We start from the raw sequence: 19,312 nt of genomic DNA on the forward strand, positions 1-19,312 counted from the left end.
AGGTCCAGGTGGGTGCCCAGCGCCCACTGGTCGGTGTAGCGCGCGGTCTTGTCGTCGTCGTAGCCGCCGTGCAGGTTGCCCGCGGCCTCGCCGACGTAGTCCAGCTTGAAGTCGTAGCCCTTCTCCAGCAGCTCGCTGCGGGTGCCGCCCCAGTCCCCCAGGCCCCATTTCGAATCGGCGGAAAAGGCCTCGTCGGCGCAGGCCAGGCCATTCAGGCCGACGGCGCCCAGGGCGAGCAGGCAGCCCAGGGCGGGCCGGATCTTGTTGTTCTTATGCATTGCTGACGTCCTCGTTGGTGGAATGCCTTGCGGCGTTCAGTGCTTGTGCCGGGCCAGCGGGGTGACCTTGGCCTCCCCCGCCCCGCCCGGCGCCTTGCGCAGGCGCTCGCCGCTCTGCGCGTCGAACAGCAGTACCCGCGCCGGATCCAGGCGCAGCTTCAGCGTCGAGCCAAGGGCCGGCGCCGCGTCCGGGGCCAGGCGGCAGCAGACCTTGGCGCCGTTGAGGGTGACGAAGGCCAGGGTGTCCGGGCCGGTGGGCTCCAGCACCTCGACCTCGGCACGCACGTCCACCAGGCCGTTGCCCGTCTCGGCCACGCCGATCTGTTCCGGGCGCACGCCGAGGATCAGCTCGCGGCCCTCGACGCCTTCGGCGTCCAGCGCCAGGGGCAGTTCGCAGCGGTCCTGGCCGCTGTCCAGCAGGCCGACCAGTTGGCCGCCCTGGCGCTGCACGCGCAGGGGGATGAAGTTCATCGGCGGCGAGCCGATGAAGCTGGCGACGAACAGGTTGGCCGGGTCGTTGTAGATCTGCTGCGGGGTGCCGAACTGCTGGACGATGCCGTCCTTCATCACCGCCACCTTGTCGCCGAGGGTCATGGCCTCGATCTGGTCGTGGGTGACGTAGACCGTGGTGGTCTTCAGCCGCTGGTGCATCAGCTTGATCTCGGTGCGCATCTCCACGCGCAGCTTGGCGTCGAGGTTCGACAGCGGCTCGTCGAACAGGTAGATCTTCGGCCGCCGCGCCAGCGCCCGGCCCATGGCCACCCGCTGCTGCTGGCCGCCGGAAAGCTGCGAGGGCTTGCGCTGCAGCAGGTGCTCGATCTGCAGCAGCTTGGCGACCCGCGCCACCTCCTCGTCGATGGCGGCCTGGGGCATCTTGCGGATCTTCAGGCCGAAGGCGATGTTCTCGCGCACCGTCATGGTCGGGTACAGCGCGTAGGACTGGAACACCATGGCGATGTCGCGGTCCTTCGGGCTCATGCCGCTGATGTCCTGGCCGTCCACCAGGATGGCGCCGCCGCTGATGGCCTCCAAGCCGGCGATGCAGTTCATCAGCGTGGACTTGCCGCAGCCGGACGGGCCGACCAGGATCAGGAACTCGCCGGACTCGATCGCCAGGTCGATGGACTTCAGGGTGTCCGCCAGGCCGCTGCCGTAGGACTTGTGCAGGTTGCGCAGTTCGAGTGTTGCCATGTCCGATTACCCCTTGACCGCGCCGGCGGTCAGGCCGCGCACGAAATACTTTCCAGCCAGTACGTAGACGATCAGCGTCGGCAGCGCGGCGATCATCGCCGCGGCCATGTCGACGTTGTATTCCTTGACCCCGGTGCTGATGTTCACCAGGTTGTTCAGCGCCACAGTGATCGGCTGGGCATCGCCGCTGGCGAACACCACGCCGAAGAGGAAGTCGTTCCAGATCTGGGTGAACTGCCAGATCTGGCAGACCATCACGATGGGCGTGGACATTGGCATGAGGATGCGCGTGAAGATGGTGAAGAAGCCGGCGCCGTCGAGCCGCGCGGCCTTCACCAGGGCATCGGGGATGGCCACGAAGTAGTTGCGGAAGAACAGCGTGGTGAAGGCCAGGCCGTAGATGCAGTGGACGAGCACCAGGCCCGTGGTGGTGTTGGCCAGGCCGAGCTTGCCGAGGGTGAAGGACATCGGCAGGAGGATCACCTGGAACGGCAGGAAGCAGCCGAACAGCAGGGCGCCGAAGAACAGCTGCGAGCCGCGGAAGCGCCACATCGACAGCACGTAGCCGTTCAGCGCGCCGATGAAGGTGGAGATGAGCACGCCGGGGACCGTGATCTTCACCGAGTTCCAGAAGAAGTCGCCCACCGCGCCCCAGGCCTTCACCCAGCCGATCAGGGTGAACACCTCCGGCAGCGCCAGCAGGTTGCTGTTGCGGATGTCCTCGGGGCTCTTGAAGCTGGTCAGCAGCATCACCAGCAGCGGGATCAGGTACAGCGCCACGGCGCCCCAGAGGGTGGCGTGGACCGCCAGGCGGCCGAGGCTGAACCTCGGCCTGAAGGTCGCGTCACGCATGGCGCTTGCCTCGCAGTTCGGAATACAGGTAGGGCACGACTATGGCCAGCACGGCGCCGAGCATCAGCATCGCGCTGGCCGCGCCCAGGCCCATCTGGCCGCGGGTGAAGGTGTGGGCGTACATGAACATCGCCGGCAGGTCGGAGGAATAGCCGGGGCCGCCGGCGGTCATCGCGGCGACCAGGTCGAAGCTCTTGATGGCGATGTGCGCGAGGATCATCAGCGCGCTGAAGAACACCGGGCGCAGGCTCGGCAGGACGATGCGCAGGTAGATGGTCGGCAGGCTCGCGCCGTCCACCTGGGCGGCCCGCACGATGGCCGGGTCGACGCCGCGCAGGCCGGCGAGGAACAGCGCCATGACGAAGCCCGAGGCCTGCCACACGGCGGCGATCACCAGGCAGTAGACCACGCGGTCCGGGTCCACCAGCCAGTCGAAGCGGAAGCCCGTCCAGCCCCAGTCGCGCAGCAGCTTGTCCAGGCCCAGGCCGGGGTTGAGCAGCCACTTCCAGGCGGTGCCGGTGACGATCATCGACAGCGCCATGGGGTACAGGTAGACGGTGCGGATGAAGCCCTCGCGGCGGATGCGCTGGTCCAGCAGCACGGCGAGGAACACGCCGAGCACCAGGCAGATGGCGATGAACAGGCCGCCGAACAGCAGCAGGTTGCGGCTCGCCACCCACCAGCGGTCGTTGTCCCACAGGCGCAGGTACTGGCTGAGCCCCGCCCAGCCGTAGCTGGGCATGAAGCGCGAGTTGCTGAAGGACAGCAGCAGCGTCCAGCCGATGTAGCCGTACACGCAGACCAGCACCACGAGCATGCTCGGGGCCAGCACCAGTTTCGGCAGCCAGCGCTGCAGGCCGTCGAGCAGCGAGGCGCGCGGGGCTGCCGGATTCAGGGTCGGAGTTGAGGTCGCCATGGGGTTTCTCGAGTGCGAGTGGAGCCGCCCGGAGCGCCAGGCTGCTCCAGAGTGGGTCGGCTGGGAGTCAGGCGGCGCCCGGCGAAAGGCGCCGCTCGCGGCTTACTGCGCGGCCGCCTCGATCGCCGCGTAGAGCTGCTGGGCAGCCTTCTGCGGGTCCGCGGAGGCGTCGTTGAAGAAGTTGGTCACCACGTCGAAGATGGCGCCCTGCACGTAGCTGGAGGCGGCCATGCTGTGAGCCATGCTCGGCACCAGGGTGCCGGCCGCGGAAGCCGCCTTGAAGTCCTTCATCGACTGCTGGGCGCAGGCGTCGAAGGGCGCCATGTCGGCGTCCAGGCGCACCGGGATGGAGCCCTTGGCCAGGTTGAAGTCCTTCTGGAACGCCGGGTCGAGCACCGCGCGGGCCAGGTCCTCCTGGGCCTTGCGGTTCTCGGCGTTGCTCAGTTTGAACATCACCAGGGAGTCGATGTTGTAGTCGAAGTCCTTCTGCGTGCCGGGGAACGGCAGGCACTGGTAGTCCTTGCCGGCGACCTTGCTGGCGGCGGTGAACTCGCTCTTGGCCCAGTCGCCCATGATCTGCATGCCGGCCTTGCCGTTGATGACCATGCTGGTGGCGACGTTCCACTCGCGGCCGGCGGCGTCGGCGTCGATGTAGCCGCGCAGTTTCTTCAGCGCGGTGAACACCTCGACCATCTGCGGCCCGGTGAGGGTCGCCTTGTCCTGCTCGACGAAGGCCTTGCGGTAGCCTTCGGGGCCCATCTTGCTGAGCACCAGGTTCTCGAACAGGGTGCCGTCCTGCCAGGGCTGGCTGCCATGGGCCAGGGCCACGAAGCCGGCGGCCTTGAGCTTGTCGGCGGCGGCGAAGAATTCGTCGAGGGTGGTCGGTGGGGTGGCGCCGGCCTTCTTGAACACGTCCGGGTTGATGTACAGCCAGTTCACCCGGTGCACGTTGACCGGCACGGCGACGTAGTCGCCCTGGTACTTCATGACCTGCGCCACCTGCGGCGGCAGCAACTGGTCCCACTTGCCCTCGGCGGCGACCTGGTTGAGGTCGGCGAGCAGGCCGAGCTGGCCCCACTCCTGGATGTCCGGCCCCTTGATCTGCGCGGCGGCCGGCGGGTTGCCGGACACGGCGCGGGTCTTCAGCACGGTCATGGCGGCCTCGCCACCGCCACCGGCGACGGCGAAATCCTTCCAGGTGTGTCCCTTGGCCTGGACCAGCTTCTTCAGGGTTTCCGCGGCGCGCGCTTCGCCGGGGGAAGTCCACCAGTGCAGGACTTCGACCTCGCCGGCGTGGGCCAGGGGGGAGAGACAGAAGGAAGAGAGACAGACAGCGACGGAAAGGCGGCGGAGCGCATTCATGGAGGAAGACCTGTTCTTGTTATTCGGGGCAAGTCTGCGCTTGCGGTAGTCCGAGTCTATCCAAGGCATTTCCTGCTCCGGGTAACGAAGCGATCTTGGATTGTCACGAGGTGGTGACATTGGGGGTCCTTGTCGGGGTTGTGGTGTGAGGGTTGAAGAGCCAAGAGCCCCTCTCCCCAGCCCTCTCCCGCAAGCGGGAGAGGGAGCCGTTCGGTGTCAGGCGGCATCATGGAGTTAGCCGGCGGTATTTGGTTTGAGGATGACTCTTGACCTGTCGCCGCTCAGGACAAGCCCCCTCTCCCTTCAGGGAGAGGGCTGCGGACTCGAATCGAGCGCCAGGCGTATCGCCTCGAGCACCGAATCCATCCTCAACAGCACGTCATGGTTCCAGAACCGTAGCACCTGGAAACCCCTGGTGCAGAGCCAAGCGTCTCGCTCCAGGTCGGAAGCAGAGCCCAAGTGCTGGCTGCCGTCGAGTTCGATAACCAGCATGTGTTCAAGGCAGACGAAATCGACGATGTAGTGGCCTATGACTTTCTGGCGCCTGAATTTCAGGCCCATGAAGCGGTAGGCACGGAGTCGTTGCCACAGGGCGCGTTCAGCGTCGGTCTGGTCCTTGCGGAGTTGGCGGGAGAAGTCTAGGTATGAGGGGGACATCCTTGATCTCCTTTTCTTGTGAGATCAGGGAAGTTACTAAGCTCGGGTTGAAGAGCCCCTCTCCCCAGCCCTCTCCCTGAAGGGAGAGGGGGCTGTCCTCTGCAGGATGCGATTACGGAGTACGCCGGCAACATCGGAGTCGAATGGAAGAACACTCCTTACTCGACAACCAGCCTAGGTAAACGCAACGTCACCCGCAGCCCCCCTTCCCGCCTGTTCCGCAGACTCACCTCCCCGCCATGGGTATGCGCGATATTCCTCGCGATGCCCAAACCCAGCCCATACCCCTGCCCCCGCTGCGACAAGCGCACCCGCGGTTCGAACACCTGTTCCAGGCGCTGTTCCGGCACCCCGGGGCCCTCGTCGTCGACGTGCACGAGCAGCGCTTCGGTGCCGTCCTCGACGTGCAGTTGCGCGCGCTGGCCGTACTTCAGGGCGTTGTCCAGCAGGTTGCCGATGCAGCGGCGCAGGGCCAGGGGCTTGCCGGGATAGGGTTCGCCCGCCTCCCCTACCAGCTTCACGCGGCCGTCCGCCAGGTAGGGGCCGGCGACGTGCTGCAGCAACTGGTTGATGTCCACCGGCTCGATGTTCTCGTGGATGTCGGTGTCCTTCACGCACTGCAGGGCGCCCTTGACCAGCAGTTCAAGCTCGTCGAGGTCCTGGTTCAGCTTGGCGCGCTGCGGCTCGTCTTCCAGCAGTTCGACGCGCAGGCGCAGGCGGGTGATGGGGGTGCGCAGGTCGTGGGAGATGGCGCTGAACAGCTGGCCGCGCTCGCTGAGGTAGCGGTCGATGCTCTCGCGCATGGTGTTGAAGGCGCGGCTGACCTCCACCAGCTCGCGGGCGCCGCGCTCTTCCAGCGGCGCCGCCGGGCTGCCCAGGGCCACTTCGCGGGCGGCGCGGGCCAGGCGTTTCAGCGGGCGGCTCTGCTGGTGCACCAGCAGGCCGGCGAACAGCAGCAGCAACAGGCTGGTCAGGCCGATGGAAAGGATCTGCTGCGGCTGCAGCGCCTCGGGTTCCAGGCTGACGTAGGGGGCCGGCATCAGGCTGGCGATGTAGAGCCATTCGTTCTCGCCGATGCGGATCTGCGTCACCAGCACCGGCGGGTTCACCGGCTCCAGGGTCAGCGCGTAGTGGGCCCAGGAGCGCGGCAACTCCTCCAGCTTCAACTGGCTGTTGAACAGGCGCAGGTCGTCCGGGGCGACGAATTCCACCTCCAGCTCCACGTCCCTGCCCAGCCTCTGGTGCAGCACGTCGCTGACGATATCCAGCACCGCCTGTTTGTTCGGCGTGTCCGGCAGGCTCTGCATCTGCAGCGGGCGCTCGTTGAGCGAGACGAAGAAGCGCGTGCCGCCCATGCTGCGCAGCTGGTCCAGCACCAGCGGGCGGTAGCCGATGGGCAGCGAGCGGAAGTAGCTGACGCTGGCGGCCATGGAATAGGCCAGGCTGCGCGAGCTGGTGAGCAGGCCCTCGCGCTGGCTGGAGCGCAGGTGCGAGAGCCAGAACAGGCTGGACAGGCCCTGGGCGACGAGGATCGCCAGCAGCGTCAGCAGCAGCATGCGCCCCAGCAGCGAGCGCGGGACGAGCGACCAGCGCCGCCGTTCAGCCATTGCCCAGCCGATGCGGGCGGACCTGGGCCGCCAGCAGGTAGCCGCTGCCGCGCACGGTCTGGATCAGCCGCGGCGCCTTGCCGGTGTCGCGCAGGCGCTGGCGCAGGCGGCTCACCGCCATGTCGACGATGCGCTCCAGCGGCCCGACCTCGCGGCCGCGGGTGGCGTTGCCGATGGTGTCGCGGTCGAGGATCTGTTGCGGGTGGTCGAGGAACAGCTTGAGCAGGGCGAAGTCGGCGCCGCTGAGGAAGAACTCCTCGCCGTCCTCGTGGAACAGCCGGTGGCTGACCGTGTCCAGGCGCCAGTCGTCGAAGGCCAGCACCTCGCCGCCGCGCACCTGGGTGAACTGCGCGCGGCGCAGCAGGGCCTTGATCCGCGCCAGCAGCTCGCGCGGGCTGAAGGGCTTGCCCAGGTAGTCGTCGGCGCCCAGTTCCAGGCCGATCACCCGGTCGGCCTCGTCGGAGCTGGCGGTGAGCATGATCACCGGCATGCAGGCCAAGCGCTGGTGCGAGCGGATCCAGCGGCACAGGCTGAAACCGTCCTCGTCGGGCAGCATCACGTCGAGGATCGCCAGGGCGGCCTCCTCCTCCAGCAGCGCCTGGCGGAAGGCCGTGCCGTCGGCGGCGCTGCGCACCTGGAAGCCGGCGCGGCTCAGGTAGGCCTCCAGCAGCTCGCGGATTTCCTGGTCGTCATCCACCAGCAGGATGGATTTGGCGGGTGCGTTCACGGGGCATCCCTTGTCGTTGTTCTGGTTGTTGCCGTTGCTCGTTCAGGCTTTTGCCAGCAGCGCCTGCTCCAGGGCCACGCCGGCGCCGAACAGGCCCGGGTGGCTGGCGGTCATCACCCACACCGGCACGCGGCTCAGGTAGGGGCCGCTGGTCTTGCCGCGGGCGCAGAAGGCGTCGGCGAAGCCGCTGCGCTGAAAGCGTTCGAGGAAGCGCGGGACTATCCCGCCGGTGATGTACACGCCGCCCAGGGCGCCAACCGTCATCACCGCGTTGCCGGCGACCCGCGCCAGCCACACGAAGAAATGCTCCAGCACCGCGTCGCAGTAAGCGTCGCCGGCCAGGGCGCGCTCGCCGATCTGCGCCGCGGACAGCGCCAGCGGCTCGATGCCGTCGACCTTGCAGCTGGCCTGGTAGATGTTTTCCAGGCCGCTGCCGGAGAGAGCGCGCTCGGCCGAAACGTGGCCGTACTTCTCGCGCAGTTGCTGCCAGATGGCGAAGTCGCGCTCGCCGGTCACCGGCAGGTCGACGTGGCCACCCTCGCAGGGCAGCACGTCCCAGCCGCCACCGGGCGTCGGCACCAGGCTGCCGACGCCCAGGCCGGTGCCGGGGCCGATGATCAGCTTGGCGCGGCCCGGCAGGGCCTCGCCGGCGCGCACCTGCACCAGGTCCTCGTCACCCAGGCGCGAGGCGGCCCAGGCCATGGTGCTGAAGTCGTTGACCAGCAGCAGGTGGCTCAGGCCCAGCTCGGCGCGGAAGGCGTCGCGCCTGATGACCCAATGGTTGTTGGTGAAGCGGAAGTCCGCCTCGCCCACCGGGCCGGCGCAGGCCAGGCAGACGCTGTGGATGGCGCCGAGCGGCTGGCCGACGCGCTGCAGGTATTCGCGCACGGCGTCTTCCGGGCGCGGGTAGTCGGCGCAGGCCAGCACTTCGATGGCCTCCAGGCGCTGCTCGCGCCAGAGGGCGAAGCGGGCGTTGGTCCCGCCGATGTCGCCGACCAGCGCGATGCCGGCCGGTGCTTGGGGTTTATTGTTGGAATTCATCGCAAGCTCGGGCAGCTGAAAGGTTTGAGCGGACTCCAGGAGGCGAATGCTCCGCCAAGCATGGCCCCTACCGCAAGCGCTCCAGCTCGGCGGTGAAGGCGCAGGCGCCCTGCTCCGCGGAACTGAACGACTGGCGCATGAAGGCGAACAGCTCGCGGCCCATGCCGCTGCCGTCGTCCTCGGGCAGCGGCGCCAGCGGGCGGGCCTGCCACTCGGCGGCATCGACCAGCACGCGCAGCTCGCCGGTGGTGCCGTCCACCCGCACCAGGTCGCCGTCGCGCAGGCGCGCCAGCGGGCCGCCGGCACTGGCTTCCGGGGACAGGTGGATGGCCGCCGGCACCTTGCCGGAGGCGCCGGACATGCGCCCGTCGGTGACCAGCGCCACCTTGAAGCCACGGTCCTGCAGCACGCCCAGGAAGGGCGTGAGCTTGTGCAGCTCGGGCATGCCGTTGAAGCGCGGGCCCTGGAAGCGCACCACGGCGACCAGGTCGCGCTCCAGCTCGCCGGCCTTGAAGGCCGCGGCCAGGCTGGCCTGGTCGTGGAAGATGCGTACCGGCGCCTCGACCACCTGGTGCTCGGGGGCCACCGCGGAGACCTTCATCACGCCGCGGCCGAGGTTGCCCTCCATCAGGCGCAGGCCGCCCTCGGCGGAGAACGGGCGCGACAGCGGGCGCAGGATGTCCTCGTCCAGGCTGTCGGCCGGGCCTTCGCGCCAGACCAGCTTGCCACCGTCGAGGAAGGGCTCCTGCAGGTAGCGGCGCAGGCCCTTGCCGACCACGGTCTGCACGTCTTCGTGGAGCAGCCCGCCGTCGAGCAGCTGGCGGATCAGGAAGGACATGCCGCCGGCGGCCTGGAAGTGGTTGATGTCGGCCTGGCCATTGGGGTAGATGCGCGCCAGCAGCGGCACCACTTCCGACAGCTCGGCCATGTCCTGCCAGGTCAGCTGGATGCCGGCGGCCTGGGCGATGGCCAGCAGGTGCAGGGTGTGGTTGGTGGAACCGCCGGTGGCCAGCAGGGCCACCACCGAGTTGACGATGGCGCGCTCGTCGATGACCTCGGCCATGGGCACGTACTGGCCATTCTCCGGGGCCAGGCGGCTGGCCTGGCGCGCGGCCTCGCGGGTCAGCTCGTCGCGCAGCGGGGTGTTCGGGTTGATGAAGGAAGCGCCCGGCAGGTGCAGGCCCATCACTTCCACCAGCAGTTGGTTGGTGTTGGCGGTGCCGTAGAAGGTGCAGGTGCCCGGCGCGTGGTAGGAGGCCATCTCCGAGGCCAGCAGTTCGTCGCGGGTGGCCTTGCCTTCGGCGTAGAGCTGGCGCACCGCGGCCTTCTGCTTGTTGGAGATGCCGGTGGGCATGGGCCCGGCGGGGACGAACACCACCGGCAGGTGGCCGAAGCGCAGCGCGCCGATCAGCAGGCCGGGGACGATCTTGTCGCACACGCCCAGGCACAGCGCGGCGTCGAACATGTTGTGGGACAGGGCGATGGCGGTGCCCATGGCGATCACGTCGCGGCTGGCCAGGGACAGTTCCATGCCCGGCTCGCCCTGGGTCACGCCATCGCACATGGCCGGCACGCCGCCGGCGAACTGGCCCACCGAGCCGATCTCGCGCAGCGCGTCCTTGATCAGCGCCGGGAAGCGCTCCAGCGGCTGGTGCGCCGAGAGCATATCGTTATAGGCAGAGACGATGCCGACGTTGGCCTGGTTCATCAGGCGCAGGGCCTGCTTGTCGTGCTCGCCGCAAGCGGCCACGCCGTGGGCCAGGTTGCCGCAGGGCAGCGTGCCACGATGCGGGCCCTTGGTGGCGGCGGCCTTGACCATGGCGAGGTAGCGCTGGCGGGTGGCGGCGCTGCGTTCCTGGATGCGACGGGTGACTTCGAGCACGCGCGGGTGCATGGCAGCATTCTCCTGCAGACTAACGATTGTTGTTTTTACAACATAATCATCGGTTAAAGGATATTTACTTTTGTTTGACGAAAAAATTTAATGGTTTTTACCACAAAAACACAAAAGAGACGACCTCCATGACCATTCGCCTGGCGATCAACGGGTTCGGCCGCATCGGCCGCACCGTCCTCCGCGCCCTTTATACTGCCGACTACCGCCAACAGCTCGAAGTGGTGGCCATCAACGACCTCGGCGACGCCGCCATCAACGCCCACCTGCTGCAGTACGACAGCGTCCACGGGCGCTTCCCCGGGCAGGTCGAGCACGACGACGACAGCCTCACGGTGAACGGCGACCGCATCGCCGTCACCGCCCTGCGCGACCCGGCGCAGTTGCCCTGGAAAGGTTTGGACGTCGATATCGTCCTGGAGTGCAGCGGACATTTCACCCAGCGCGACAAGGCCGCCGCGCACCTGGCTGCCGGGGCGCGCAAGGTGATCATTTCGGCGCCAGGGGCCGGCGTCGACGCCACCATCGTCCATGGCGTCAACCACGAGCTGCTGCGCGCCTCGCACCAGGTCATCTCCAACGCCTCCTGCACCACCAACTGCCTGGCCCCGGTGGCCCAGGTGCTGCACCGCGAGCTGGGCATCGAGCAGGGCCTGATGACCACCATACACGCCTACACCAACGACCAGAGCCTGTCCGACGTGTACCACGGCGATGTCTACCGCGCCCGCTCGGCCACCCAGTCGATGATCCCCACCCGCACCGGCGCCGCCGAGGCGGTGGGCCTGGTACTGCCGGAGCTGGCCGGCAAGCTCACGGGCCTGGCGGTGCGGGTGCCGGTGATCAACGTCTCGCTGGTGGACCTGACCCTGCAGGTCGCCCGCGACACCACGGTCGAGGAGGTCAACCAGTTGTTCAGGATAGCCAGCCAGGGCTCGCGCATCCTCGGCTACAACAGCCAGCCGCTGGTGTCGGTGGACTTCAACCACGACCCGCGCTCGGCCATCTTCGACGCCAACCACACCAAGGTCAGCGGCCGGCTGCTGAAGGTGATGGCCTGGTACGACAACGAATGGGGCTTCTCCAACCGCATGCTGGACAACGCCCTGGCGCTGTGGCGCGCGCCGGCCTGAAGCAGGCCGGCGATATAGGCGGCAGGGCCTTGCACCCTGCCGCCACGGGGCTCAGGCGAAGAACTCCACCTCGCCGCCGCTCAGGTGGTAGAGCGCTCCGGCCAGCTTGATCCGCCCTTCCTGCTCCAGTTTGGCCAGCACCGGGCTGCCCTGGCGGATGCGTTCCAACCCCAGGCGCACGTGGGTGCGCGCCACGGCATCGACGAACCCGGCATCCTTCGCGCTGCGCTCGCCGCCGTACTCGGTGGCCGCCACCGCCGGTTCGAGCTTCTTCAGCAGGCCGCTCAGGTGCCCCAGCCGCGCCCCGTCGATGGCGCCCTTGATCGCCCCGCAGCCGGTATGGCCCATGACCAGCACCAGCTTGGCGCCGGCCACCGCGCAGGAGAACTCCAGGCTGCCGAGCAGGTCGTCGTTGACCACGTTGCCGGCCACCCGGGCGTTGAAGGTGTCGGCGATGCCGAGGTCGAAGAGGATTTCCGCCGGCGCGCGGGAGTCGATGCAGCTGAGGATCACCGCCGCCGGGTACTGGCCGTCGCGGCTGGCGCGCTTCTGCGCCAGGTAGTCATGCCGCAGCGTCTCGCCGCTGCGGAAGCGCTGGTTGCCCTGGCGCAGGCGCTCGATGACCTGGTCGGGCGTCAGGGCATCGCGCTCGGCCTTGCCCAGGGCGGCAGCGTAGGCCTGGCCCGGCGCGCCCAGCCAGCCGGCGGCGCCGGCCAGGCCGAGGGCCGCGAGCCCGGCACCGCCCTTGAGCAGCGACCTGCGCCGGGGGTTGTCGGGGCTGCAATGCACGCAATGGCAGGGGTCTTTCATGGAGATCACCTTGGACGTCGTTGGAAGTGGCACCACTTAACGACGACGCCAGGCCGCCCAGAAGACCCCGGAATCCGCGAAAGCCGTCGGAGGCTTCCCAACTGCATCCCATTCGTAGTGCGCATAACGCCTACGGCTCCAGGAAGCACGGATGTAGGAGCGGGCCCTGCCCGCGAATCGCGCGCAGGGCGCGCTCCTACAGATGGGGCAGCGGTGGTGGGGTAGGACTCCGTCCGCGATTGGACCCACCGCCCACGCCGGACGCCCCGGTGGCGCGGCCCACGGCGGATAACCGCGAACGGTTATGCGCCCTACGATGGGCGCGAATCGCAAACGAATGGTGCCGGGGAAGCACGGCCGTAGGAGCGGACTCCGTCCGCGATTGGCCTAACGGAACTTGCGCCGGCCCCGCGCCTCCAGCACCAGCAGGCGCATGTCGGCCTCGGCCAGCACGGCCTGGCGTTCGGGCTTGTCCAGCTTCTTCCAGGCCTTGACCTCGGCGCGGCTGCGCCCGCAGCCGCGGCAGATGCCGTCGTCGAACTCGCAGACCTTGATGCAGGGATCTTTCACATGGCCTCCCGATGCGCCTGGCACACCTCCACCATGGCGGTGCGCCGGGCCTACTTGAAGGCACAGGCGACGAAAGGTCCAACGCAGAAAAGGCATCGCCCCGATTGGCCGGGCCAATCGGGGCGATGCCGTGGGCGGAATGCCGGCTCAGAGCAGGGTGAACTGGCTTTCCTTCACGTCATCCGAGTCCAGGCCGATCATCACCTTGAACTCGCCCGGCTCCGAGGCGTAGCGCAGGTTGCTGTCGTAGAAGCGCAGGTCTTCCTCGCGGATCGGGAATTCCACCACCCTCGACTCGCCCGGCTGCAGCATGACCTTGCGGAAGCCCTTGAGCTCCTTGACCGGGCGGCTGATGGAGGCCACCTCGTCGCGCAGGTACAGCTGCACCACGGTCTCGCCGGCGCGCTTGCCGGTGTTCTTCACCGTCACCCGCGCCTTGAGGGTGTCGCCCTTGTGCAGCCTGGTGCTGGACAGTTGCACGTCGGAAACGCTGAAGCGGGTGTAGCTCAGGCCGTAGCCGAAGGGGTACAGCGGGCCGTTCTGCGAGTCGAAGTAGCGCGAGGTGTACTTGTTCGGGTGCTCGTGGTCGAACGGGCGGCCGGTGTTGAGGTGGTTGTAGTAGATCGGGATCTGCCCCACCGAGCGCGGGAAGGTCATCGGCAGCTTGCCCGAGGGGTTGTAGTCGCCGAACAGCACGTCGGCGATGGCGTTGCCGCCCTCGGTGCCGCTGAACCAGGTCTCCAGCACCGCGTCGGCATTCGCGGCTTCCCAGCGCAGGTCCAGCGGGCGGCCGTTCATCAGCACCAGCACCAGCGGCTTGCCGGTGGCCTTCAGCGCCTTGAGCAGGTCGTACTGGCTCTGGGCGATGTGCAGGTTGGTCTTGCTCGACGCCTCGTGGGCCATGCCCTGGGCCTCGCCGACCGCCGCCACTATCACGTCGGCCTGCTTCGCCTTGGCCACCGCCTCGTCGATCATCTCCTGCGGGCTGCGCGGGTCGATCTTCACGTCCTCGTTGTACTCGTTGAGGTACTTGATGATCTCTTCGTCGTTGGTGACGTTGGCGCCCTTGGCGTAGAGCAGCGCGGCCTTGCCGCGGGTGGCATGGCCCATGCCCTCGAGCAGGGTCACCGCCTGGAAGGCCTTGCCGGCGGCGGACCAGCTGCCCATCACGTCGCGCTTGCTGTCGGCCAGCGGGCCGATCAGGGCGATGGTGCCGCTGCGCTTGAGCGGCAGCACGTCGCCCTGGTTCTTCAGCAGCACCATGCCGCGGCGCGCCACCTCGCGGGCCTCGGCGCGGTGCAGGCGGCTCTCGGCGTCGGTGTCGACCGGGTCGGCGCCCTGCAGGTAGCGGTACGGGTCCTTGAACAGGCCCATGTCCCACTTGGCCGCCAGCACGTCGCGGCAGGCGCGGTCGATGTCGGCCTGGGTGATGGCGCCGGCCTTGAGCAGCACCGGCAGTTCCTTGCCGTAGAGGTCGTCGTTCATGTTCATCTCGACGCCCGCGGTCATCGCCAGGCGCGCGGCCTCGCGCGGCTCGCCGGCGACGCCGTGCTTGATCAGCTCCATGACCGCGCCATGGTCGCTGAGCAGCACGCCCTTGTAGCCCCACTGCTTGCGCAGCACGTCCTGCAGCAGCCACTTGTTGGCGGTGGCCGGCACGCCGTTGACGCTGTTCAGCGACACCATCACCGCGCCGGCGCCGGCGTCGATGGCCGCGCGGTACGGCGGCAGGTAGTCCTGGAACATGCGCGGCAGGCTCATGTCCACGGTGTTGTAGTCGCGGCCGCCCTCGCCCGCGCCGTACAGGGCGAAGTGCTTGACCCCGGCCATGATGGTGCCCGGCTGGTCCAGGCCCTTGCCCTGGTAGGCGCGGACCACGGTCTCGGCGATGCGGCTGACCAGGTAGGTGTCCTCGCCGAAGCCTTCGGACATGCGGCCCCAGCGCGGGTCGCGGGCGATGTCGACGGTGGGCGAGTAGGTCAGGTTGAGGCCGTCGGCGCTGGCCTCCAGGGCGGCGATGCGCGCGCTGCTGGCGATGGCGTCCAGGTCCCAACTGGAAGCCAGGCCCAGGCCGATGGGGAACACGGTGCGGTGGCCGTGGACCACGTCATAGGCGAAGAACAGCGGGATCTTCAGGCGGCTGCGCATGGCCGCGTCCTGCAGGTCGCGGATGCCGGGGCGGACCACGGTGTTGAAGATGGCGCCGGTGGTGCCGGCCTTGATCTCTTCCAGCAGCACCGGCTTGGGATGGTCGGGGCCGACGCTGACCAGGCGCAGCTGGCCGATCTTCTCTTCCTGCGTCATCTGCTGCATCAGTTGGCTGATGAAGGCGTCCTTGGACTGCCCCGGCAGCGGAACCGCCGGCCCCTCGGCGGCGAGCAGGGAAATGCTGTTCAGCCCCAGCAGCAGGCCGAGGCAGAGTTGGGTTTTTCTCATTGTGCGCACTCAGCCGCTCGGGCCGGGGCGCCGGTCGACTGTTGAATGTTGGAAGATTCGATGACTGCCATGCACGGGCCGATTCCGGCGGTTCCCCCAGGTGCTACCACCGGCGCCCGTGCGGCGCGGCACATAAGGTCGTCCCGCGCGCGGCGGAAGTCAACGGTTGAACGCTTTCAGGGGCGCTGCCCCGACTTTCGGACGCGCGGATCAGGGGTCGCGTTCCCTGGCCATGGCCTCGAGTTCCTCGCGCATGGCCTCGGCCAGGGCGCGCTCCTCGTCGTATTCCTCGGCCTCGGGCGCCGGCACGGCGGGCTCTGCGGCGGGTTCCGGGGCTGCCTCGACGGCATCGTCGGGCGCTGTCGGCAAGGCTTCTTCGGCCTCCTCCTGGTCGTTCGCAGCCTCGTCTTCGGCGACCGGCGGCGGTTCGATCAGGTCGTCGAAGTCGGTCTTCAGCCCCTGCTCCATCTCGTCCAGCTCGGCCAGCAGGCTGCGGAAGCTGGTTTCCTCGGGCTTCTCCTCCGGCGGCGCGGCTTCCGGCTCTTCGCCGGCTTCGCGCAGCGCCTGGTCGGCCAGGGCCTGGATCGACGCCGGCACGTAGTCCTCGTCGAGGATCGGGCTGGGCAGGTTGACCGGCACCAGTTGCACGTCCTCCGGCTCGGCCTCCATCTCGCGCAGCTCGGCCAGCGGCGGCAGCTCTTCCAGGCTCTTGAGGTTGAAGTAGTCGAGGAAGGCGCGGGTGGTGGCGAGCATCGCCGGGCGCCCCGGCACCTCGCGGTAGCCGACGATGCGGATCCACTCGCGCTCCATCAGCGTCTTGATGATCTGGGTGTTCACCGCCACGCCGCGGATTTCCTCGATCTCGCCGCGGGTGATGGGCTGGCGGTAGGCGATCAGCGCCAGGGTTTCCAGCAGCGCGCGGGAATAGCGCTGCGGGCGCTCCTCCCACAGCCGGCCGACCCAGGGCGAGAGCGGCTCGCGGATCTGCAGGCGGTAGCCGGTGGCCACTTCCTTGAGTTCGAAGGCACGCCCGGCGCAGGACAGCGTCAGGATCGCCAGGGCATCGCGCAGTTGCTGCGGCTCCGGGCGCTCGGCCTCCTCGAACAGCTCGCCCAGGCGCTCCAGCGACAGCGGCCGGCCCGAGGCCAGCAGGATGCCTTCGAGCAGGGTCGCCAGTTCGTGGGGGTCGGAGAGGTTCATCGGGTCGCTCGGTTCGGGTTGCGGGAATCGCCGGTCTGGCGGGAAAACTACTCAATGCGCGGCGCCAGGGCAACGCCGGCGGCTCAGAGCGGCTCTTCGTCGAAGTCCTCGGCGCCCGCCGTCTCGTCGAAACCGCCCTCCTCGAAGGTCGGCTCCGGCGCCGGCGCCTCGACCGGCTCGAAGACGCCCTCGTCGCCCTCTTCCAGCACCTCGACCGGCGCCGCGCCCTCCTCCGCCTCGATCCGGGCGCGCACGTGGATGGGCGCGAAGGCCTGGTTCTGCACCAGCTCCACCAGTTGCTCCTTGACCAGCTCCAGCACAGCCATGAAAGTCACCACCACGCCCAGGCGGCCCTCCTCGATGCGGAACAGCTCGATGAAGGGCACGAAACCGGCGTCCTTCAGGCGTTCGAGGATCTCGCTCATGCGCTCGCGGGTGGAGAGCATCTCGCGGGTCACCTGGTGGCTCTCGAACAGGTCGGCGCGGCGCAGCACCTCGGCCATGCACAGCATCAGCTCCTGCATGTCCACCTGGGGCAGCAGCTTGCGCGCCTTGGCCTCCGGCGCCGCCACCGTCGGCACCACGTAGTCGCGGCCCTGGCGCGGCAGGTTGTCGAGGTCCTCGGCGGCCTGCTTGAAGCGTTCGTATTCCTGCAGGCGGCGGATCAGCTCGGCGCGCGGGTCTTCCTCGTCCTCCTCGGCCTCGGCCGAGCGCGGCAGCAGCATGCGCGACTTGATCTCGGCGAGCATGGCGGCCATCACCAGGTATTCGGCGGCCAGTTCCAGGCGCACCGACTTCATCAACTCGACGTAGCTCATGTACTGGCGGGTGATTTCCGCCACCGGGATGTCGAGGACGTCGATGTTCTGCTTGCGGATCAGGTACAGCAGCAGGTCGAGCGGGCCCTCGAAGGCTTCGAGGAAGACCTCCAGGGCGTCCGGCGGGATGTACAGGTCCTGGGGCAGCTCGGTGACCGCCTCGCCATAGACGAGCGCCAGCTGCACCGGTTCGCGGTACTCGGCGGGGCTGGGAGGGGTTTGCGGCTCGTTCAGGTCGCTCATCGGCCTCTCGTCGGGCGGGGCGGGCTCAAGGCGGCATTATCCCTGCTTTTCACCGGCGATGGTGAGGGAATTGGACGGAAAGGCGCCCACCCGCGATATCCCTGTAGGAGCGCGCCCTGCGCGCGAATCGCGGACGGAGTCCGCTCCTACGGTCTGCCGGGCGGCACGGTATTCCTCCCCCGGAGCGGACCTTGTCCGCGATAGCCGGAACCACCCACGCCATTCCCCTGTAGGAGCGAGCTTGCTCGCGAACCGCATGGCACCGCGTTTGTTCGCGAGTAAGCTCGCTCCTACGAAAAGCCATGCTCGCCTGCAACGCAGGGTTTGTCCGCAATGCCGGGCAACCTAGCGGTACACCAGCCCCATGGCCTGGCGCACTTCCACCAGGGTCTCCCGCGCCGCCTCGCGGGCGTGTTCGGCGCCCTCGGCGAGGATGCTGCGCACCAGCTCGGGGTTGTCCTCGTAGTCCTGGGCGCGCTCGCGGATCGGCGCCAGTTCCTGGTTGATCGACTCGATCAGCGGGCGCTTGCAGTCCAGGCAGCCGATGCCGGCGCTGCGGCAGCCTTCCTGCACCCACTGGCGGCAGGCGTCGTCGGAGTAGATCAGGTGCCACTGCCACACCGGGCAGCGCTGCGGGTCGCCCGGGTCGTTGCGCCGCACCCGCGCCGGGTCGGTGGGCATGCGCGCGATCTTCTCCTCCACCTCCGCCGGGCTCTCGCGCAGGCCGATGGTGTTGTCGTGGGACCTGGACATCTTCTGCCCGTCCAGCCCGGGCATGCGCACGCTGCTGCCGACCAGCGTCTGCGGCTCGGGCAGCAGCACCCGGCTGTTGCCTTCCAGGTAGCCGAGCAGCCGCTCGCGGTCGCCGAGGGTCAGGTTCTGCTGCTCCTTGAGCAGCGCCCGCGCGGTTTCCAGGGCATCCTCGTCGCCCTGTTCCTGCCAGGCCTTGCGCAGGCTGTTGTAGAGCCTGGAGGCCTTCTTGCCCAGGCGCGTGACGGCGGCCTGGGCCTTGTCCTCGAAGTCCACCTCGCCGCCGTACAGGTGGTTGAAGCGCCGCGCCACCTCGCGGGCGAACTCGACGTGGGCCAGCTGGTCCGAGCCCACCGGCACCAGCCCGGCGCGGTAGACCAGGATGTCCGCCGCCTGCAGCAGCGGGTAGCCGAGGAAGCCGTAGGTCGACAGGTCCTTGTGGCCGAGCTTTTCCTGCAGCTCCTTGTAGGTCGGCACCCGCTCCAGCCAGGGCAGCGGGCAGATCATCGACAGCAGCAGGTGCAACTCGGCGTGCTCGGGCACCTGGGACTGGATGAACAGGGTCGCGGCGCTGGGGCTGACGCCCACCGCCAGCCAGTCCACGGCCATGTCGCGGACATGCTGGCGGATCTGCCCGACGTCGTCGTACTCGGTGGTCAGGGCGTGCCAGTCGACGATGGAGAAGAAGCATTCGTACTCGTGCTGCAGACGCGCCCAGTTCCGCAGCACGCCGTGCAGGTGGCCCAGGTGCAGGCGCCCGGTGGGACGCATGCCGGACAGCACACGGCGCTGGGATTCGACCTTGCTCAAGCGCGGGACCTCGGACG

16 protein-coding genes and 1 pseudogene are annotated in these 19,312 nt (G+C 68.4%); 1 reads left to right on the plus strand and 16 read right to left on the minus strand.

Annotated features, from left to right (window positions below; translation table 11 throughout):
* From CHC02_RS12310 to edd, 10 genes and pseudogenes are all read right to left on the minus strand, one after another.
* Window positions 1–278 (minus strand): annotated as a pseudogene (locus CHC02_RS12310) (porin); the annotation flags it as partial.
* A 36-nt stretch (window positions 279–314) separates the two neighbouring features.
* Window positions 315–1,469, minus strand: a complete 1,155-nt coding sequence (locus CHC02_RS12315) for an ABC transporter ATP-binding protein (RefSeq protein ID WP_089391751.1) — start codon at window positions 1,467–1,469, stop codon at window positions 315–317.
* Between the two features lie 6 nt (window positions 1,470–1,475).
* Complete coding sequence (locus CHC02_RS12320) at window positions 1,476–2,321, minus strand: carbohydrate ABC transporter permease (RefSeq protein ID WP_089391752.1); 846 nt, start codon at window positions 2,319–2,321, stop codon at window positions 1,476–1,478.
* Window positions 2,314–3,237, minus strand: coding sequence for a carbohydrate ABC transporter permease (locus CHC02_RS12325; RefSeq protein WP_089391753.1), 924 nt, complete (start codon window positions 3,235–3,237; stop codon window positions 2,314–2,316). The genes CHC02_RS12320 and CHC02_RS12325 overlap by 8 nt, the downstream gene beginning before the upstream one ends.
* Before the next feature lie 102 nt (window positions 3,238–3,339).
* Window positions 3,340–4,599 carry an ABC transporter substrate-binding protein gene (locus CHC02_RS12330; protein ID WP_089391754.1) on the minus strand — a complete coding sequence of 420 codons (1,260 nt, stop codon included), beginning with the start codon at window positions 4,597–4,599 and terminating at the stop codon, window positions 3,340–3,342.
* 303 nt (window positions 4,600–4,902) lie between these two features.
* Complete coding sequence (locus tag CHC02_RS12335) at window positions 4,903–5,256, minus strand: endonuclease domain-containing protein (RefSeq protein WP_089391755.1); 354 nt, start codon at window positions 5,254–5,256, stop codon at window positions 4,903–4,905.
* 158 nt (window positions 5,257–5,414) lie between these two features.
* On the minus strand, window positions 5,415–6,863 hold the full coding sequence (locus CHC02_RS12340) for an ATP-binding protein (protein WP_089391756.1): 1,449 nt from the start codon (window positions 6,861–6,863) through the stop codon (window positions 5,415–5,417).
* Entirely contained in the window at window positions 6,856–7,590 is a 735-nt protein-coding gene (locus tag CHC02_RS12345; RefSeq protein WP_089391757.1) for a response regulator, read from the minus strand. The genes CHC02_RS12340 and CHC02_RS12345 overlap by 8 nt, the downstream gene beginning before the upstream one ends.
* A gap of 42 nt (window positions 7,591–7,632) precedes the next feature.
* Window positions 7,633–8,631, minus strand: a complete 999-nt coding sequence (locus tag CHC02_RS12350) for a glucokinase (RefSeq protein ID WP_089391758.1) — start codon at window positions 8,629–8,631, stop codon at window positions 7,633–7,635.
* 67 nt (window positions 8,632–8,698) lie between these two features.
* Window positions 8,699–10,525 (minus strand): phosphogluconate dehydratase, encoded by a 1,827-nt coding sequence (gene edd / locus CHC02_RS12355; protein WP_089391759.1) that lies wholly within the window; start codon window positions 10,523–10,525, stop codon window positions 8,699–8,701.
* Between the two features lie 128 nt (window positions 10,526–10,653).
* Here edd and gap point away from each other — a divergent pair, with 128 nt between their 5' ends.
* Window positions 10,654–11,658, plus strand: coding sequence for a type I glyceraldehyde-3-phosphate dehydrogenase (gap, locus tag CHC02_RS12360; RefSeq protein WP_089391760.1), 1,005 nt, complete (start codon window positions 10,654–10,656; stop codon window positions 11,656–11,658).
* Window positions 11,659–11,709: 51 nt separating this feature from the next.
* On the opposite strand, the gene CHC02_RS12365 is transcribed toward gap, so the two are convergent.
* From CHC02_RS12365 to CHC02_RS12390, 6 genes are all read right to left on the minus strand, one after another.
* Window positions 11,710–12,468 (minus strand): carbonic anhydrase family protein, encoded by a 759-nt coding sequence (locus CHC02_RS12365; RefSeq protein ID WP_089391761.1) that lies wholly within the window; start codon window positions 12,466–12,468, stop codon window positions 11,710–11,712.
* Between the two features lie 387 nt (window positions 12,469–12,855).
* Window positions 12,856–13,038 (minus strand): DUF1289 domain-containing protein, encoded by a 183-nt coding sequence (locus tag CHC02_RS12370; protein ID WP_089391762.1) that lies wholly within the window; start codon window positions 13,036–13,038, stop codon window positions 12,856–12,858.
* A gap of 147 nt (window positions 13,039–13,185) precedes the next feature.
* Entirely contained in the window at window positions 13,186–15,474 is a 2,289-nt protein-coding gene (gene bglX / locus CHC02_RS12375) for a beta-glucosidase BglX (RefSeq protein WP_089391763.1), read from the minus strand.
* Window positions 15,475–15,684: 210 nt separating this feature from the next.
* Window positions 15,685–16,674 (minus strand): SMC-Scp complex subunit ScpB, encoded by a 990-nt coding sequence (scpB, locus tag CHC02_RS12380; protein ID WP_089391764.1) that lies wholly within the window; start codon window positions 16,672–16,674, stop codon window positions 15,685–15,687.
* 83 nt (window positions 16,675–16,757) lie between these two features.
* A complete protein-coding gene (locus CHC02_RS12385) occupies window positions 16,758–17,606 on the minus strand; it encodes a segregation and condensation protein A (protein WP_244160868.1) in 849 nt (282 codons plus the stop codon).
* Between the two features lie 474 nt (window positions 17,607–18,080).
* Window positions 18,081–19,295: a tryptophan--tRNA ligase gene (locus CHC02_RS12390; RefSeq protein WP_089391766.1), complete on the minus strand. Its 1,215-nt coding sequence runs from the start codon at window positions 19,293–19,295 to the stop codon at window positions 18,081–18,083.
* Between the last annotated feature and the right edge of the window lie 17 nt (window positions 19,296–19,312).

Source organism: Pseudomonas delhiensis, assembly GCF_900187975.1.
In the GTDB taxonomy this organism is placed as follows: Bacteria; Pseudomonadota; Gammaproteobacteria; order Pseudomonadales; family Pseudomonadaceae; genus Pseudomonas; species Pseudomonas delhiensis.

What these genes read in the sequence shown, in the direction of transcription:
- CHC02_RS12315 (WP_089391751.1), bottom strand. Translation starts at nt 1,469, where the DNA reads ATGGCAACACTCGAACTGCGCAACCTGCACAAGTCCTACGGCAGCGGC.
- CHC02_RS12320 (WP_089391752.1), bottom strand. Translation starts at nt 2,321, where the DNA reads ATGCGTGACGCGACCTTCAGGCCGAGGTTCAGCCTCGGCCGCCTGGCG.
- CHC02_RS12325 (WP_089391753.1), bottom strand. Translation starts at nt 3,237, where the DNA reads ATGGCGACCTCAACTCCGACCCTGAATCCGGCAGCCCCGCGCGCCTCG.
- CHC02_RS12330 (WP_089391754.1), bottom strand. Translation starts at nt 4,599, where the DNA reads ATGAATGCGCTCCGCCGCCTTTCCGTCGCTGTCTGTCTCTCTTCCTTC.
- CHC02_RS12335 (WP_089391755.1), bottom strand. Translation starts at nt 5,256, where the DNA reads ATGTCCCCCTCATACCTAGACTTCTCCCGCCAACTCCGCAAGGACCAG.
- CHC02_RS12340 (WP_089391756.1), bottom strand. Translation starts at nt 6,863, where the DNA reads ATGGCTGAACGGCGGCGCTGGTCGCTCGTCCCGCGCTCGCTGCTGGGG.
- CHC02_RS12350 (WP_089391758.1), bottom strand. Translation starts at nt 8,631, where the DNA reads ATGAATTCCAACAATAAACCCCAAGCACCGGCCGGCATCGCGCTGGTC.
- edd (WP_089391759.1), bottom strand. Translation starts at nt 10,525, where the DNA reads ATGCACCCGCGCGTGCTCGAAGTCACCCGTCGCATCCAGGAACGCAGC.
- gap (WP_089391760.1), top strand. Translation starts at nt 10,654, where the DNA reads ATGACCATTCGCCTGGCGATCAACGGGTTCGGCCGCATCGGCCGCACC.
- CHC02_RS12365 (WP_089391761.1), bottom strand. Translation starts at nt 12,468, where the DNA reads ATGAAAGACCCCTGCCATTGCGTGCATTGCAGCCCCGACAACCCCCGG.
- bglX (WP_089391763.1), bottom strand. Translation starts at nt 15,474, where the DNA reads ATGAGAAAAACCCAACTCTGCCTCGGCCTGCTGCTGGGGCTGAACAGC.
- scpB (WP_089391764.1), bottom strand. Translation starts at nt 16,674, where the DNA reads ATGAACCTCTCCGACCCCCACGAACTGGCGACCCTGCTCGAAGGCATC.